General features: G+C 51.4%; 10 protein-coding genes. 6 read left to right on the top strand and 4 right to left on the bottom strand.

The window, feature by feature from the left end:
- Positions 1–2: 2 nt before the first annotated feature.
- Entirely contained in the window at positions 3–1,367 is a 1,365-nt protein-coding gene (locus A0G03_RS21995; protein WP_223250534.1) for an Ig-like domain-containing protein, read from the bottom strand.
- Between the two features lie 715 nt (positions 1,368–2,082).
- On the opposite strand from A0G03_RS21995, the gene A0G03_RS13745 reads away from it, so the two are divergent.
- The 5 genes from A0G03_RS13745 to A0G03_RS13725 all read left to right on the top strand — a co-directional run bounded on the left by A0G03_RS13745 (position 2,083) and on the right by A0G03_RS13725 (position 8,696).
- Complete coding sequence (locus A0G03_RS13745) at positions 2,083–3,729, top strand: multidrug ABC transporter permease/ATP-binding protein (protein ID WP_048259095.1); 1,647 nt, start codon at positions 2,083–2,085, stop codon at positions 3,727–3,729.
- Between the two features lie 207 nt (positions 3,730–3,936).
- Positions 3,937–4,986 carry a type II asparaginase gene (locus A0G03_RS13740; protein ID WP_189339482.1) on the top strand — a complete coding sequence of 350 codons (1,050 nt, stop codon included), beginning with the start codon at positions 3,937–3,939 and terminating at the stop codon, positions 4,984–4,986.
- A 483-nt stretch (positions 4,987–5,469) separates the two neighbouring features.
- On the top strand, positions 5,470–5,991 hold the full coding sequence (gene aroL / locus A0G03_RS13735; protein WP_048259097.1) for a shikimate kinase AroL: 522 nt from the start codon (positions 5,470–5,472) through the stop codon (positions 5,989–5,991).
- Between the two features lie 137 nt (positions 5,992–6,128).
- Positions 6,129–6,413, top strand: a complete 285-nt coding sequence (ppnP, locus tag A0G03_RS13730; RefSeq protein ID WP_005975968.1) for a pyrimidine/purine nucleoside phosphorylase — start codon at positions 6,129–6,131, stop codon at positions 6,411–6,413.
- A 492-nt stretch (positions 6,414–6,905) separates the two neighbouring features.
- Positions 6,906–8,696 carry a methyl-accepting chemotaxis protein gene (locus A0G03_RS13725; protein ID WP_048259098.1) on the top strand — a complete coding sequence of 597 codons (1,791 nt, stop codon included), beginning with the start codon at positions 6,906–6,908 and terminating at the stop codon, positions 8,694–8,696.
- Between the two features lie 80 nt (positions 8,697–8,776).
- Here A0G03_RS13725 and rdgC read toward each other — a convergent pair whose 3' ends face one another.
- A complete protein-coding gene (gene rdgC / locus A0G03_RS13720) occupies positions 8,777–9,706 on the bottom strand; it encodes a recombination-associated protein RdgC (RefSeq protein WP_048259099.1) in 930 nt (309 codons plus the stop codon).
- A 422-nt stretch (positions 9,707–10,128) separates the two neighbouring features.
- Here rdgC and mak point away from each other — a divergent pair, with 422 nt between their 5' ends.
- Positions 10,129–11,040 (top strand): fructokinase, encoded by a 912-nt coding sequence (mak, locus tag A0G03_RS13710; RefSeq protein WP_048259100.1) that lies wholly within the window; start codon positions 10,129–10,131, stop codon positions 11,038–11,040.
- A gap of 3 nt (positions 11,041–11,043) precedes the next feature.
- Here mak and A0G03_RS13705 read toward each other — a convergent pair whose 3' ends face one another.
- Entirely contained in the window at positions 11,044–14,727 is a 3,684-nt protein-coding gene (locus tag A0G03_RS13705; RefSeq protein WP_048259101.1) for an AAA family ATPase, read from the bottom strand.
- Entirely contained in the window at positions 14,724–15,950 is a 1,227-nt protein-coding gene (gene sbcD, locus A0G03_RS13700) for an exonuclease subunit SbcD (RefSeq protein WP_048259102.1), read from the bottom strand. Before sbcD ends, A0G03_RS13705 begins: the two co-directional genes overlap by 4 nt.
- Positions 15,951–16,234 lie beyond the last annotated feature (284 nt).

Below are 16,234 nucleotides of genomic sequence, written 5' to 3'. Positions count from 1 at the left end.
AGTTACGCCACCAGACTGTAGGAGCCGTTAGTCAGCGCCTGGATATCGCCGGAGGGAATGAAAACACTCCATGCACCATCGCTCTCTACGGTGGTGGTATAGGTGATACCGTTGAGTGTCACTGTCACTGTCTGGCCGACATCCGACAGGGAAGCCGTACCGGAGACAAACTGTGAGGATTGCAGTTCGTCGGCGGTGAGCAGATTGTTTCCGGTAAAGGGTAACAGGGACAGTTCCGGCGGTGTGGTGTCGACAATAACGGTGCGGTTGACCACGGTAATATTACCGGCATTATCGGTAACCGTGAACGACAGCGCGTGTTCGCCTTCGCTCAGTGCGCGCAGGTCCGCCGCAGGAACCGTCAGGGTCCAGCTACCGGCTGCATTAATGGTGGCGCTATAGGTTTTCCCATTGAGCAAGATAGTGACTTGCTGGCCCACTTCACCCGTTCCGTTGAGGATCTGGCCGTTTGCCAGTTCTCCTACGGTGAGGTAATTATCACCGGTAAATTTATCAACGGTTAAATTTGGTGGCAGGGTATCAATGGTGAGATCGAGGGTTCTTTCATGGACGACGCCGTTCGCACCCGGCACGCTCACTTTTAATGCGTAAATGCCGTCTTCCAGCCCAGTAAATGCATCCGCAGGTAGCGTAAATTGCCAACTGCCATCGGCGGCTATCGTGGTGGTATAAACCACGCCATTCAACGTGATGGTGACCGTTTGCCCTGCGCTGACGCCTGTTGTTTTCCCACTGAGGATATGAGGTTGGCCGATTTCCGTACGGTTCAGCCCATTATTTCCCGCGAAGGTATCAATGGTTAAGGGGGCTGGTGCAGGAGCCGGTGTGGTGTTGTCATCGCTCGATGAGGCAACGGCGACCGCGACCCCTGCAACAGCAGCTCCGCCGAGAGCGATAGCACCGAGAACGCTGCCCAACGTGGCGGTCGATAGCGTGCTGGCGGTGCTACCGATCAGTAATGACGTCATATCACCCAGTGCAGCGTATTCTGGCGTCAGGGCAATGGCTTCTGCTGTAAGTGCGGCCCCTTCTGCGGCTGCTGCGCCGGAGAACTGCGCATGGATGAGCCGAGTACCATCATCAAAAACCAGTTCACTGTGGTAGCCAGCCGCGTCCAGCGTGAAGAAGCTTTCATAGCGGACGGTTGTGCCGTCTTTCATGTGCAAGATAAGATCGTTGCCGACGCGCTCATAGCGAGAAACGATGTCTGGTGTGGCATTGATTCGAACGGTGCTGCTTTCCAGCAGCTCGACATTTGTTGCTCCCTGAGGGACTGTACTGATGAATTGGCCACCGTTACGTGACAGGATATTTGTATTTCCCGAAATAATATTCATATCTGACATGAAGTAGCCTCTTACTTATCTGCAACCATTGTCTTATACCTCTCCCAACAGATTGAGTGCCGTAGTGGATAGGTATGGGTATATGCGCAACCAAAAAGAAGGGCGCTAAAGCTGACCTGGTTCAGAAACAAAAAAACAGTAAGAGTGGCTAAAGATACGGTGTGCTATCCCTCTTTTACGGGGATTAGGCCATCGGGATGATATTCATCCAATTCTTGATGTTTATAGGTGCGGCTTAGATAAAGATCCAACTTTTTTGAAATGTTTTGAAAATAAAAATTATGACAATATTCTTACGTATTAAATGGTTTAGCGGACTGGTTTTCTTATTTAATTATTATCTCACTAATTATCATGTTGAATTACCATCACTTAGCGTTCCTGATGGCGTGGTGGTGCGCTTTTGGCGTACATTCGGGTTAAGGGAGGGGGTAGGGATTTCGCAGGTAACCGTGTCTTTATCTGTATTTATTGTATCAATATGTTTTTATTGTTTTTTGGCGCTAAAAAATGAGCGTTAACCAAGATAGCGGTAAAAAGTGATAACGAATTGTGATGATTTATCATGATTGCTAATGCGTTTTGCCTACAGCACTGGGCGTGAATTTGAGGGGGGGGAGTTGGGGGGCGGGCTGAATATGAGAATTATTCTTGATATCACAGTTATCACCATTACACTGCGGACGATTGTTTTCATCATAGAGACCAGGTTGTTATGGAGTTGCTCCGCATTGTTTACCAACAATACCGTTGGCCATTTCTCGCCGTTATTATTTTAAGTTTACTGAGCGCAGCCTTAGGCATTGGGCTGATTGCCTTTATCAACCTGCAATTGATTGAAACGGTCAATCAATCGTTGAGCGTCTTGCCACAGTTTCTGGGCTTACTGCTGCTTCTTATGGGGGTGACGCTGGTATCGCAACTGGCGTTGACCACGCTCGGGCACCATTTCGTTTATCGCCTGCGCGGGCAATTTATCAAGCGAATTCTGGATACCAACATTGCTCGTATTGAGCAGATTGGGAGTGCGCAATTGCTCGCCAGCCTGTCCAGCGATATCCGCAATATCACCATCGCGTTTGTGCGCCTGCCGGAGCTGATTCAGGGTATTGTGCTGACTATCGGCTCAGCGGCTTATCTGGCGTGGCTCTCTCCAAAAATGCTAGTCGTGACGTCCATCTGGATTGTGATAACCCTCTGGGGCGGATTCATGCTGGTTTCCCGCGTGTACCGCCATCTTACTCAGGTTCGAGAAGCGGAAGACCGCCTTCAGAAAGATTACGAAACCGTGATTAACGGCCGTAAGGAACTGACGCTCAATCGGGAGCGGGCGCAAAAACTGTATGACGAGGTTTATCAGGCCAATGCGCAAGATTATCGACAGAATGTGATTCGCGCCGACACCTTCCATCTCAGCGCGGTGAACTGGTCGAATATTATGATGCTGGGCGTGATTGGCGCGGTTTTTTTCATGGCAAACAATCTCGGCTGGGCGGATACCAATGTCGCGGCGACTTACTCACTTACGCTGCTTTTTTTACGGACGCCGATGCTTCAGGCTGTTGGTGCACTACCAACATTGTTGAGCGCGCAAGTGGCGTTTAATAAGTTGAAACGTTTTGATTTGGTTGATTATCAGGAATCTTTTTCCTCTGCAATGGCGCCTGCCGATTGGCACACACTGGAACTACGTGACGTGGTGTTTCGTTATGACGATTCCGGCTTTGAAGTTGGGCCAATCAATCTGGTGATAAAACGCGGCGAGCTGGTGTTTCTCATTGGTGGGAACGGGAGCGGGAAATCGACGCTAGCGATGCTGCTGACAGGGCTTTATACGCCAGTGTCGGGTACGTTGCTGCTGGATAACCATCCGGTTACGCCGGAAACGCGAGGAGATTATCAAAAGCTATTTTCTGCCATTTTTACCGACTTCCACCTGTTCGGACAAATGATGGGGCCGCAGGGAGCGGAGCCGGATACGGAGCTGGTCGATGGCTGGTTGGAGCGCCTAAACATGCAGCATAAGCTGACGCTGGAGAATCATCAGGTGATGAATTTGCAGCTCTCACAAGGGCAGCGTAAGCGTGTAGCACTACTGCTGGCGGTCGCCGAACAGCGCGACATCTTGCTGCTGGATGAATGGGCCGCCGATCAGGATCCGCAATTCCGCCGCGTGTTCTATCTTGAGCTGTTACCGCAGTTGCGCGCATTGGGGAAAACGATTGTGGCGATCAGCCATGACGATCACTACTTTGAACATGCCGACCGTCTGCTTGAAATGCATCAGGGTACGCTGTCAGAACTGACGGGTGCCGCGCGTGAACAGGCCTCGCAGGATGCCGTCTCGCAGATTAGCCGCTAGCGCAAGGCAGCGCGGCAAAAATGTCGCGCTGTGAGTCATGACACACCATTAGCCTGAAGTCTGACGGGCATATATTAATTCGTTGAATTCTGGGGCATTATAAGCGCCAATGTTGGCAGGCTGCCAACAGAGTTGAGGTTTTTTACTTACAGATCAGGCACCTGACGTATCTGGTCTGCCACTTAACTCAATAAGTTGGTATATGTTATGAAAAGGATGTTTAACGCATTATTCGTTGTTGTTTTTGTTTGCTTTTCGTCTCTGGCAAATGCGGCAGAAAATCTACCTAACATTGTCATTTTGGCAACGGGCGGTACGATAGCGGGTTCCGCAGCGGCCAATACGCAAACCACTGGGTATAAAGCCGGTGCGCTGGGCGTAGAGACGCTGATTCAAGCAGTGCCAGAGCTGAAAACGCTTGCCAATATCAAAGGTGAGCAGGTTGCCAGCATCGGCAGTGAAAATATGACCAGCGATGTGTTGCTAACGCTAAGCAAGCGCGTGAACGAGCTGCTGGCACGCAGCGATGTTGATGGCGTGGTCATTACGCACGGTACGGATACGCTCGACGAATCTCCTTATTTTCTGAACCTGACGGTGAAAAGCGACAAGCCAGTCGTCTTTGTTGCTGCGATGCGCCCGGCAACGGCAATCAGTGCCGACGGCCCGATGAATCTGTACGGTGCAGTAAAAGTGGCAGCGGATAAAAACTCCCGCGGTCGTGGTGTGCTGGTTGTATTGAACGACCGTATTGGATCTGCCCGTTTCATCAGCAAAACCAACGCCTCTACGCTGGATACCTTTAAAGCGCCAGAAGAAGGTTATCTGGGCGTGATTATCGGTGACAAAGTTTACTACCAGACTCGTCTGGATAAAGTTCACACCACGCGTTCTGTGTTTGATGTGACCAACATCGATAAACTGCCAGCCGTCGACATTATTTATGGTTATCAGGATGACCCAGAATACATGTATGACGCTTCTATCAAGCACGGCGTAAAAGGCATCGTGTATGCGGGCATGGGCGCAGGTAGCGTATCCAAGCGCGGCGACGCCGGCATCCGCAAAGCGGAAAGCAAAGGCATTGTTGTCGTGCGTTCCAGCCGTACCGGCAGCGGTATCGTCCCACCAGATGCAGGTCAACCTGGTCTGGTTGCCGATTCTCTTAGCCCAGCAAAATCACGTATTCTGCTGATGCTGGCGCTGACAAAAACGACGAACCCAGCGGTAATTCAGGATTACTTCCACGCTTATTAATCGCTTGTGCGGTTTTTTAGTGTGCCAGCCCCGCCTTTAAACGCGGGGCTTTTTATACCCGTCATACTTCAAGCTGCATGTGCGTTGGCGTCGCTACTCGGGCCACTTATGTGGACCTCGCCCCGTTGGGGCCGCTGCAAGCAGCGTTCGAATCTGCCTCTGGCAGACTTGTCAGTCACCCGAATCACTTACTTGAGTAAGCTCATCGGGATGCCCTCGCTCGCCGCCTTCCTGCAACTCGAATTATTTAGGGTATATTTACTGTCATCCCATTTTTACTTTTAGTTATTCAACTTTTCATTCCCACTGAGAAGTCACTTCCCTCTCTGTCGATTTTATCGGTATGATTCAGCCCACGACAAAGCAGGTAATCACCCCATTTATCTTTGATATCCGAAATAGTTTGAGTTGCGGTACCGCCAACGCGTGTGCAACTTGATATCGGGCGGAACGGGTGAGTAAAAAAGAAGGATTCGTCATTACATGACACACCCCATTTTTATGGTTGGTGCCAGAGGCTGTGGGAAGACCACCATTGGGCATCAACTGGCGCAGGCGTTGGGATATGACTTTGTCGATACCGACCTGTTTATGCAGCAGACGACCAATATGACAGTCGCTGATGTGGTCGAGCAGGAGGGATGGCATGGTTTCCGCCAGCGTGAAAGTCTGGCGCTTCAGCAGGTGGCGTCTAACCGCTGCATCGTCGCAACAGGCGGCGGAATGGTGCTAGCGGAAGCCAATCGTCGTTTTATGCATGATAAAGGCATCGTCATTTACCTCCACGCGGATGCAGAACTGCTGGCTCAGCGACTGGAAGAAAATCCGCAGGATGACCAGCGACCTACGCTGACAGGTCGTCCCATCGCAGAGGAAATGGCCGACGTACTGGCTGCGCGTGAAGCGCTTTATCGCGGTGTGGCGCATCACGTTATTGATGCGTCGCAGACGCCGGACGCTATTGTGACAAGCGTGTTGAAGGTGCTGCGCTCGTCGGCAGCGTAGGGTAGCAAACGGGAACTGGCAAAATAATCATCAGTCAGTGTTACTGAGCACTAACTTTCAATGAATAGATCGTGACAGTGGCTCAACTCTCCTTTTAAGATGAATTTCATGAATTTTTCGACAATAGGTGCCGCGCTATGCTGAATGTAAATGAGTATTTTGCAGGGAAGGTCAAGTCAATCGGTTTTGAAGGCGACAGCATTGGTCGCGCTAGTGTCGGTGTTATGGATGCGGGTGAATACACGTTTGGAACCGGACAGCCGGAAGAAATGACTGTGATCACCGGGGCATTGAAAGTACTGTTGCCCGGCGCACCGGATTGGCAGGTTTTCACTCCGGGAGAAACGTTTTTTGTTCCAGGAAAAAGCGAGTTCAATTTACAGGTGGTCGAGCCGACCTCTTATTTGTGTAAATACCTGTAATTCCCCCCCTCCTTACCAATAAAAAGAAAGTGGCTTTCCGTTATGAATGGAAAGCCACTTTTTGTTGCCCCGCTATTTTTTAGAGTCGACAGACACTTTTCATTTTCCTCTCGTAACACTAATCATTAATTCCATATATGAGTTATTTTGTTTAATTGAGTTTATTAATTAATAATACGGAATAATAGTGACTTTATTAAGAATTATCCCTGATTTGTTAAAAATCAATGAATAATCAACCTTATCAATAATTTTTTATTATGGAAAATAATAAGTGGTTTATTCTTTGCTGTGTCTTTATCGTGGTTTTTTACTTCGGTTTTGTAGCAAGTTATTCATTACTTCTCTTTTTTTACGTAATGACTTGGTTGAACGTATTAATTTTCAAAGCAACTTTTAAGATAAATGACGGCTGTAAAATGTGATCGTACTCAAGTTTTATTTTACTGTGCCGTTATGGATAGTATAACTATTCTACGCAAAGAGTATTTTATGCTGAAAACGACCCGTTCCCGCATTCTTGCGGCCTGTTCGACCATTGTTGTACTTTCACTTGTTATCAATACCTTTCTTAATTACACCATAGCTAATAACGCAAATAAGGAATCGATCCAGAATACGCTTGATGCGGTAGCGACGAGCCACAGTATCGCGGTGAGCGACTGGGTTGCTTCTAAAACGCAGATGATCTCCGCACTGCATGACCGCGCCATTCAGGATGAAGATCCTATTCCGTTGTTTAAACAGATTGTGGCATCTGGCGGGTTCCTGAACGTATACATGGGGTACGCCAATGGTACTGCCAAGTTTGCCGATCCAGGCGGTATTCCTGCTGATTACAACCCTACTATCAGGCCTTGGTATCAGCAGGCAGTAAAGGAAGGTAAGCCGCTGGCAACTGCGCCGTACGTTGATATGGTAACGAATACGCTGGTCGTTTCTTTTGTCGCACCGGTGCTGGAAGGAAGTACGGTCAGAGGCGTAGTCGGCAGTGACGTGACGATGAAAAGCGTGATCGAAAACGTCAAGGCTATCAACCCTAGCCCGGGGAGTTTCGGCGTGTTGATTGACCGTAACGGTACGATCATTGCGCATCCGGATGAAAAACTGACGCTGAAAAATATCACTGACATCGCCCCCGCAATTAATCTGAACGACGTGCTTTCAGCAGATAGCGCCCGCGATGTGGATTTCTCTGGATCGGCAAAGCTGGTATTGGCAAAGCCGATTACCGGCACAAGCTGGTACATGCTGGTGGCACTGGATAAAGCCGAAGCTACCGCAGGCATGCGCTCTCTGCTCTCCACATCGGTCATTACGCTCGTCATCATCGCGTTGTTGGGGACGCTGATTATTGGCTTCATCATCACGTCAACGCTCAAGCGCCTGCTGCAAATCCGCGACGCAATGGATGATATCAGCAGTGGCAACAACGATCTGACGCAACGTCTGCCGGATGAAGGGCATGATGAAGTGTCACAAATTGCCCGCTCGTTTAATATTTTTGTCGATAAGATCAGCCAGGTAATGGTGCAGATTCGGGATATCAGCGCATCGCTTCAGGTTGCTGCGGATGAAATCTCAGCGGGAAATAACGATCTCTCTGCGCGTACGGAATCTGCGGCGTCGAGTATTCAGCAAACGGCGGCTTCACTAGAAGAAATCTCTGCTGCGGTAACGCAGTCGGCAGGATCTGCGCAACAGGTTAACGCTAAAGCGCTGCTGCTGTCGAAAGATGCCGGTACGGGTGGCAAAGTCGTGTCTGATGTGATTGTCACGATGGAAGAAATCGTGGTCGCGTCTGGCAAAATTGGCGACATTATCGGTGTGATTGATGGCATTGCGTTCCAGACTAACATTCTGGCGCTTAACGCCGCCGTAGAGGCAGCGCGAGCGGGTGAACAGGGCCGTGGTTTCGCCGTTGTCGCGGGTGAAGTTCGCAGTCTGGCACAGCGTAGTGCGCAGGCCGCAAAAGAAATTAAAGAGCTGATTGAAGCGACGGTCTCCAGTGTGACGTCTGGCTCAGTACAGGTTCGTCAGGCCAGCGACAAGATGAATGAAATTGTCGGTGGTGTATCTACGGTGAGCTCGGTGATGTCTGAAATTACGCATGCAGCAGATGAGCAAATGCGTGGCATTAACGAGATCAACAAAGCCGTCGCGCAGTTGGATTCGATGGTGCAACAAAACGCCGCGCTGGTGCAGGAATCTGCCGCTGCCTCGGGTGCGTTGCAATCACAGGCTGAAGAACTGAATTCCGTTGTCGGGGCATTCCGAGTCTAACGGATTCAGTCGCTGATGAGGTATCGCCCGCCGCCTGAACGGCGGCGGGCAATCACCGACTGTATTAACAATCGATCGTATTAACGTTGGGCTTCGCCGCCTAACGCTTCAATCAAATTCGCAATCAATGCAGCCAGCTCGCTGGTCATCAAAATGAAATCGGCATCAAACCGCTGAGCAAAATCTTCCCGATCGATATCGTCATTCTGTTCCCGCAAGGTATCTGAGAACTTCAATCGTTTTACCGAGCCGTCATCAGACAAGACCAGTTGAATGCGTTCCTGCCAGTCCAACGCCAACTTGGTAACCAGCTTGCCCGCTTCAATATGCACGGCAATTTCATCGCAGACCAAATCCTGTTTTTTACAGCGGATAACGCCACCGTCTTCCAGAATCGCTTTCAGCTCAGCTTCATCCTGTAGCGCAAAACCAGCTGCGGGCTCACCGGAACGAACCCACTCGGTCAGCGTCAGCTCGATAGGATTTTCCATCGTCAGCGGTACAACAGGCAGAGAACCCAGCGTTTTTCGCAGCAGCGCCAATGTGTCTTCCGCTTTTTTGGCGCTGGCAGCATCGACCATAATCAGGCCATTAACCGTATCGATCCACAGCCAGACCTGGCTGAAACGGCTGAATGCACGTGGCAGCAGGCTGTGCAGCACTTCGTCTTTCAGCGAATCTTTTTCGGTTTTTTTCAGCTTGCGGTGCTGCTCCGCTTCCAGACGTTCAATTTTGGCCTGAAGGGTTTGTTTGATGACGGGAGACGGCAGAATTTTTTCTTCTTTGCGAACGCAGATAACGATTTGCCCATTAACGACGTGCGTTAATGCATCGCTATGCGATCCCATCGGCGATACCCAACCCGTTTTCATCATATCCTGACTGCCGCACGGGGTGAACGCGAAGGCGCTGAGCCGTTTTTCCATTTCATCCGCAGACAAAACGTTATCTTTGGACAGCATGCTGTCACGGCTTAGACGGTAAATCATTAAGTTTTTAAACCACAACATGGTGTTATCCCTGACTGGGCGCGCAGGTCTGCACGCGGGTTTGTAATGTTGCGCGCATGATAACGAATTCGAAGCCGCAATGTGGAATAAAATACCCGGATTCAGAGGAATACCTATCACGCTTTGGATTGCAGTTGATTGGTTTCTCTGGTTATACCCGTCATACTTCAAGCTGCATGTGCGTTGGCCTCGCTCAGTCACCCGAATCACTTACTCAAGTAAGCTCATCGGGATGAAATGAGAGACATCCTGTCTCTCACCGAAGGCCAGCCGTTGGCTGGTCAAATTCGTTCCCGACGAATTTGTCCTTCGCTTGCCGCCTGCCTGCAACTCGAATTATTTAGGGTATATATCTATATAAGAAAGTTTTCAGGTCGGTGGCAAACTTACGCGGGCCTATTTACCACACGTGGGGAGACATCATGAGAATCGGTATCGATCTGGGCGGGACGAAAACAGAAGTCATTGCGTTGGATGACGAGGGGCAAGAACGTTTTCGGCAACGTATGCCGACGCCAAGAAATGACTATCCGGAAACCCTGCGGACTATTGTCACACTGGTGGAGATGGCTGAAAAAGCGATCGGCTGCCACGGTAGCGTCGGCGTAGGCATTCCCGGTACGCTTTCGCCGTTTACCGGCAAGGTAAAAAACGCCAACTCCACCTGGCTCAACGGTCAGGCGCTGGATCTCGATCTTGCCACGCTGCTAAATCGACCCGTGCGGGTCGCCAATGACGCGAACTGTTTTGCTGTTTCAGAAGCGGTAGACGGTGCCGGGGCAGGGAAGCAGACCGTTTTCGCGGTCATCATCGGCACTGGCTGTGGATCGGGAATTGCGCTGAACGGACAAGCTCACGTCGGCGGCAACGGTATTGCCGGCGAATGGGGGCATAACCCGTTGCCCTGGATGGATGACGATGAACTGCGCTATCGGCAGACGGTTCCCTGCTACTGCGGCAAGTCTGGCTGCATTGAATCCTTTATTTCCGGTACGGGATTTGCGCTGGATTATCAGCACCTGAGCGGTCAGCCGCACAAGGGCGAAGCAATCATTGCCTTAGCAGAGCAGGGGGATGCCATCGCAGAGCTGGCATTGCAGCGCTATGAACATCGTTTGGCAAAATCGCTGGCGCATGTGATTAACCTGCTCGATCCTGACGTGGTGGTACTGGGGGGCGGAATGAGCAATGTTTCTCGCCTTTATCAGACTGTGCCGGAAAAGATTAAACAGTGGATCTTCGGCGGTGAGTGCGAAACGCCTGTGCGGCAGGCCATACACGGCGACTCCAGCGGGGTACGCGGAGCCGCCTGGCTATGGCCAAAGACGGAGTAAAGGCTAAACGGCGTACTGCGGTGCCAGTCTGCTGACGCCCAGCCCGTTAACTTTCTGCACTTTGATCTGTACTGGAATTCGCTCTTTCATGGCTTCGACATGACTGATGACGCCGATGGTTTTACCGGAGGCGTTGAGGTTATCGAGCGCATCCAGCGCGATATCCAGCGTTTCGGCATCCAGCGTACCGAAGCCTTCATCCAGAAACAGAGAGTCGATGCTGGCTCTATGGCTGACCAGATCGGATAGCGCCAACGCCAGCGACAAACTCACCAGAAAACTCTCGCCGCCGGATAGCGTTTTTGTGTCGCGCTCGGCATCTGCCTGCCAGGTATCCATCACCAGAAGTTCCAGCTCGCCACCGGGCTTACGTTTTAGCTGATAACGATCGTGCAGGCGTGAAAGCTGGAGATTGGCGAGGTAGATCAGATGATCCAACGTTAGCCCCTGAGCAAACTTGCGGAATTTATCCCCTTTACTTGAACCGATCAGCGAGTTTAACGCATCCCAGTCGTCACACATTTGCTGGCTTTGGGCGATCTCGTTAAGCAAGGCCTGTTGGTTCTGGCGCTGTTGCCGATCGTCAGATAGCTGACGTTGGAATTCCCCCTGTTGCCGCAGGTTGGTTTTCAGCGCTTCGTCCTGTTCTGACAGCTGCTGTTGTACCAATTCCCGCGTTGCTTCTTCTGGTAGAGATGCAGGCCGTTTTTGTTGCAGCTCAAGTAATGCCTGTTCAGCCTGCTGGTGAAGCGCTGCTGCCTGCTGCAAGCTCTGGTACAGCTTCTCTTTCAATGCTTGCAGGGTCTGCCGTTCCTGTTCATCAAGCAGCGCATTCAGGAAGGCGGTTTCATCAGCAAAAGCACTTTGCTGCAAAGCCTGAGTAAACCGTTCAGTCGCACTATCACGTTGGTGCGTGCTCTGTTCATATTGTTGCTGTGTGCGGGTCAGTTCTCCCGTCAGGCGGCTCAACGTTGTTTCTGCGTGCTGACGTGCCGACTGGGCTAACCGGAGCGCGTCGTCATACTGCTGGCTGCTCCGTTGCAGCTGTTCACGCACATCCGCTGTTTTCCTGTCGCCGAACAGTGCTAGCCGCGCTTGTTGGCTCGTGTTGAGTGCGTTGTTGTGCTGTTCCAACTGCTGTTGCTGCGCCTGTAGTAGCTGCTTTGCCTCGATCATGCTGTGATTCAGATGCTGAACATCGCTTTCCAGCGTGGCTAACCTAGGGATTAAGCGAGACTGCTCCTGTTCTCTGGTTTTCCAGTCTTGCCATTCGCTCTCGCGCTGAACCAACCAGCCATCCTGAGCGTCATCTTCCGGCAAAATAAGACCTGCATTTGCCAGCGCCTGCGTGATTTCCTGAGCGTACTGCGTGAGCTGCTGCTGCACGCTTTGCAGTGACTGTGCGGTTTCTTCCTGTGCAACGCGTAGCGAGGTCTGTTGCTGGGTATTCAACGCAATTTTTTGGTCGAGTTCCCGCAGCAATGCCTCATTAGTTGTCAGTGAATCCTTACTTTCCTGCCACTGCTTTTGCTGTTGTTCACGCGTACTAATCTGCTGGCGAATATCCTGTTCTTCGGCCTCGCGTTGTGCAAACCAGGCAGCAACCTCGTCCTGCTGTTCCAGCGTATAGTTAACTTGTAAGCGCTCACTGACATCTTGCCACTGTTGCAACAGCGTTTGATGTTCGCCATCGTTCTGAGCGATATCCTGTTGCCGTTGTTCCCGCTGCTGCTCTAGCGAGGCCAGCCGTGCAGTCGTATTCGCCAGTGCCGTTGCTAATTGGCTTACTTCCTGCTGTAGCGCCGTCAGGCGACGTTGAGTTTCGGATGGTTGCAGCGCCTGATAGCGTTCAATCGCCGGATGCTCGGTCGAACCGCACAACGGGCAAGGATCGCCAGCCTGTAACCGTTGCCGTTCAGCTTCCAGCTTAACGATCCGTTCTTCCTGCCGGCACATGGTTTCCAGATCGATCAGATGCTGGGTGCGTTGCTCGTACTCAGACTGTTGCTGTTTCTTTAAGGCTTCTGACTGGCTGATATGCCCTTGTATCTCATCTTGTCTGATGAGGTGCTGCTGTTTACGGGCGTAAAGACGCTGGAACTGGTCGCTGATTGCCGCGAGCTGTTGGCGTACGGTTCGCTGGTCGATGAGTTGATGAAACCGCTGGTGCAAGGCGGAAAGCGGCTGCTGAGTTTCCTGATTTTTCCGTGTCTCATCGTGATGTGTGAACAACTCGCGCGCGGCATCAACGACCGTTTGTTGTTCACGCTGTTGTGCTGCCAGCGTTGCAGTCTCTTGCTGGAGCGCTGTCGACAGTTCGGTGTGCTGTATCTGTTTTTGGCTCAGCTTCTGCTGATCGTCCTGAAGCTGGCGCAACTGCCGAAACTGTGTGCGCCACAGAGGAAGTTGTTCTCCCCACTGCTGATGATGCGCGTGTTGCTGACGGTAAGACTGGATTTGTTCAAGCAGTTGTTTGGCCTGCTGTTGCTCCATCGCGATCTGTGTTTGTTTGCTTTCGTCCGTTTGCAGGCGACGCTGTGTTTTTTCCAGCTCGTCCTGCTGCTGGGCTTTTTGCTGCTCCAACGTGGCAATACGATGGTCAAGCGGAACAACCTGTTCGTTGATCAACAACTCTTGTTTCTGACGTTCCTGTTTATGCCCATTAACGTCCTGATCTGCCTTTTCTTCCTGCTGGTGTAACGTTGTCAAAGCCAACTGTTCTGCGCTCTGTTTCTCAGTCAGTTGTTCAATCTGCTGGACGAGCGTAAGGGATTCCTGCCGATTCCGCTCTCGTTCCTGATGTAGCGGCCTCAGTTTTTCTGCCGGTTCGCTGGTGGCTAACTTGTCGAGCTGCGGCTTGGCCTGCTGAATGGCTGATTCGGCGCTCGCGTGTTGTGCCTGCGTGTTGGTGAGCTGCGTTTGCCGCAGCGTCAATTGCTCAAACCAGCGTAGCGTAGTCAGTGCTTGCTCACGCTCGGCGTTGCCCTGTTGCTCTTGCTGGAGCAGCTCGGCAAGCTGTGTTTCTACCTGCTGACGCTGCTCATCGGTCAACAGTTGAATACCTGACGCGCGCGCCTGTAGCGTGCTCAGTGCTACGGTTGCCTGTTTGTGTTTTTCATAGACGCGTTCGGAAATCAGTCCGTAAATATCCGTACCGGTTAGTTCTTCCAGTAGTTCCGCTCTGTCGTCTGCTTTTGCGTTGAGGAACGCGGCAAATTGCCCCTGCGACAACATCATAGATCGTGTAAAACGGCCAAAATCCAGTCCAGTGAGCTGCGTGGTCATCTCTTTCTTATCATTGAGCTTTTCACACAGGATTTTGCCACTTTCAATGAGGGCGAGTTCGGCCTTGGGGGCCTGTAAATTACCATCCGGCGAATTTCTAGCCCGACGCTGGCTCCAGAAGGCGCGATATCCGACGCCTTTAACTTCAAACTCTACTTCGGCGAGACACTCTGCCGTGTTGCGGGTCATCAGGTCATTATTACCAGCGGAAAGCTGACCCAACCGTGGTGTCTCGTGATAAAGCGCCAGACAGATGGCATCCAGCAGCGTAGTTTTTCCCGCGCCTGTTGGGCCGGTAATCGCAAACAAGCCGTTGCTGGAAAATGGCTCCTGCGTGAAGTCGATCTTCCATTCGCCTTTCAGCGCGTTGAGATTCTTTAAGCGCAGACTGAGGATTTTCATTCGGCAGACTCGCTATTTTCCAATTCATCAATAACCTGATTAAACAGCGTGCGCACACGCTGTTGGCGACCGTCTTCCATTTCTGTCTCCGTTGCCAGACGACGTTCAAAAACGTCATGTACGCTCAATTCGTTTAGCGTTTCCTTGTCCTGACGAGTAATCGCCTGCAAACGCTGTTCGCGCGTGCGGCGCAGCAGCAGTACCTCAACGGGCAGATTCTCGGTCATCGCCTGAACGCGCTTTTGCATGTCGCTCAGATAATCCTGCGTGCTGAGTTCGATATCCAGCCACACGGGTTTATCGCCCTGATAGTTCTCGAAGGCGGACAGCTGTTGTTCAATGTCACTCAGACTGCCTTTAATCAACTGCATCGGCTGGGTTACGGGAATGGGCAGTAGATCTATTTTCGGCGGCTCATCGGGTATAAAACTGACCAGACAAACGGATTTCTCGCTGCCGAGTTCATCAAAACTCAGCGGAATGGGGGAGCCGCTGTAGCGAATGTGCTCACTTTGGGTCACGCGCTGCGGGCGGTGAATATGCCCAAGTGCAATGTAATCCGCAGGGGGAAAAGCCTGAGCAGGGAAGGCATCGAGCGTACCAATGTAGATATCGCGCACGGATTCCGAAGCGGTTGCACCAATCGTCGTCAGATGACCGGTTGCAATAATTGGTAGCGGCAGGCCAAGCTCACCGCGCTTTTGGCAAGCCAACTGGTAACACTGCTGGTAATGCGCGGTAATCGCTTCCTGTAGCGCGAGCTGTTTTTCATCACCGGATTGTCCGGCTTTGCTGGTTAGTACATCGCGCGGACGTAAAAAAGGAATCGCACAGAGCAGGGCGCCGGGCTGCCGCTGACGGTTTTCCAGCAGGAGCACCTGCTGGGCAGGATCGTCGCTGGCGCAGGCAATCACCCGCGTATTCAGGCAGGCCAGCAAACCGCGGGATTCATTCAGCATCGCGACGGAATCATGGTTGCCGCCGAGAATGACAAGCTGGCAGCCTGTGCGCTGTAGTTCTACCACGAAGCTATAATACATTTCCCGCGCATAGCTGGGAGGCGAACCGTTATCAAAAATATCGCCTGCGACTATAATGGCATCGACGTGGTGGTGTTCCACCTGAGCGATAAGCCAATGCAGAAAAGCCTGATGCTCAGCAGCGCGGCTTTTGGTATAAAAATATTGCCCTAAATGCCAATCGGCGGTGTGGATAATGCGCATCGTGCTCTCTCGATATTCATGCCGTGCGGCGTTGGATGACGTTGTCATTGTCCATTATGTGGAATGGTGTGTCGTCGCGATGGTGCTTTGTCACCGTAATGCCATGATTATATATAGCAGGGATGACGGCTGTCGCGGTGGAATCAAGACTTTGGAAAGCGGCTCGAAAAATAGGATGTACGCGCTGTAACATCATGCGACGGAGGGCAGTGCGTTTTTCATAAATCTGTCATAAAACTGACGCATAATGCCTTTCGCCTGCTAACAGCGACGATGATTAACGA

Source organism: Pectobacterium peruviense, assembly GCF_002847345.1.
Taxonomy (GTDB): domain Bacteria; phylum Pseudomonadota; class Gammaproteobacteria; order Enterobacterales; family Enterobacteriaceae; genus Pectobacterium; species Pectobacterium peruviense.
The sequence above is the reverse complement of the archived record's forward strand: the minus strand, read 5'-3'. Positions and strand labels throughout refer to the sequence as shown.

Coding starts and splice junctions, on each gene's coding strand:
- ppnP (WP_005975968.1), top strand. CDS start 6,129: ATGCTGAATGTAAATGAGTATTTTGCAGGGAAGGTCAAGTCAATCGGT.
- A0G03_RS13725 (WP_048259098.1), top strand. CDS start 6,906: ATGCTGAAAACGACCCGTTCCCGCATTCTTGCGGCCTGTTCGACCATT.
- A0G03_RS13705 (WP_048259101.1), bottom strand. CDS start 14,727: ATGAAAATCCTCAGTCTGCGCTTAAAGAATCTCAACGCGCTGAAAGGC.
- A0G03_RS13745 (WP_048259095.1), top strand. CDS start 2,083: ATGGAGTTGCTCCGCATTGTTTACCAACAATACCGTTGGCCATTTCTC.
- sbcD (WP_048259102.1), bottom strand. CDS start 15,950: ATGCGCATTATCCACACCGCCGATTGGCATTTAGGGCAATATTTTTAT.
- mak (WP_048259100.1), top strand. CDS start 10,129: ATGAGAATCGGTATCGATCTGGGCGGGACGAAAACAGAAGTCATTGCG.
- A0G03_RS13740 (WP_189339482.1), top strand. CDS start 3,937: ATGAAAAGGATGTTTAACGCATTATTCGTTGTTGTTTTTGTTTGCTTT.
- aroL (WP_048259097.1), top strand. CDS start 5,470: ATGACACACCCCATTTTTATGGTTGGTGCCAGAGGCTGTGGGAAGACC.
- A0G03_RS21995 (WP_223250534.1), bottom strand. CDS start 1,367: ATGTCAGATATGAATATTATTTCGGGAAATACAAATATCCTGTCACGT.
- rdgC (WP_048259099.1), bottom strand. CDS start 9,706: ATGTTGTGGTTTAAAAACTTAATGATTTACCGTCTAAGCCGTGACAGC.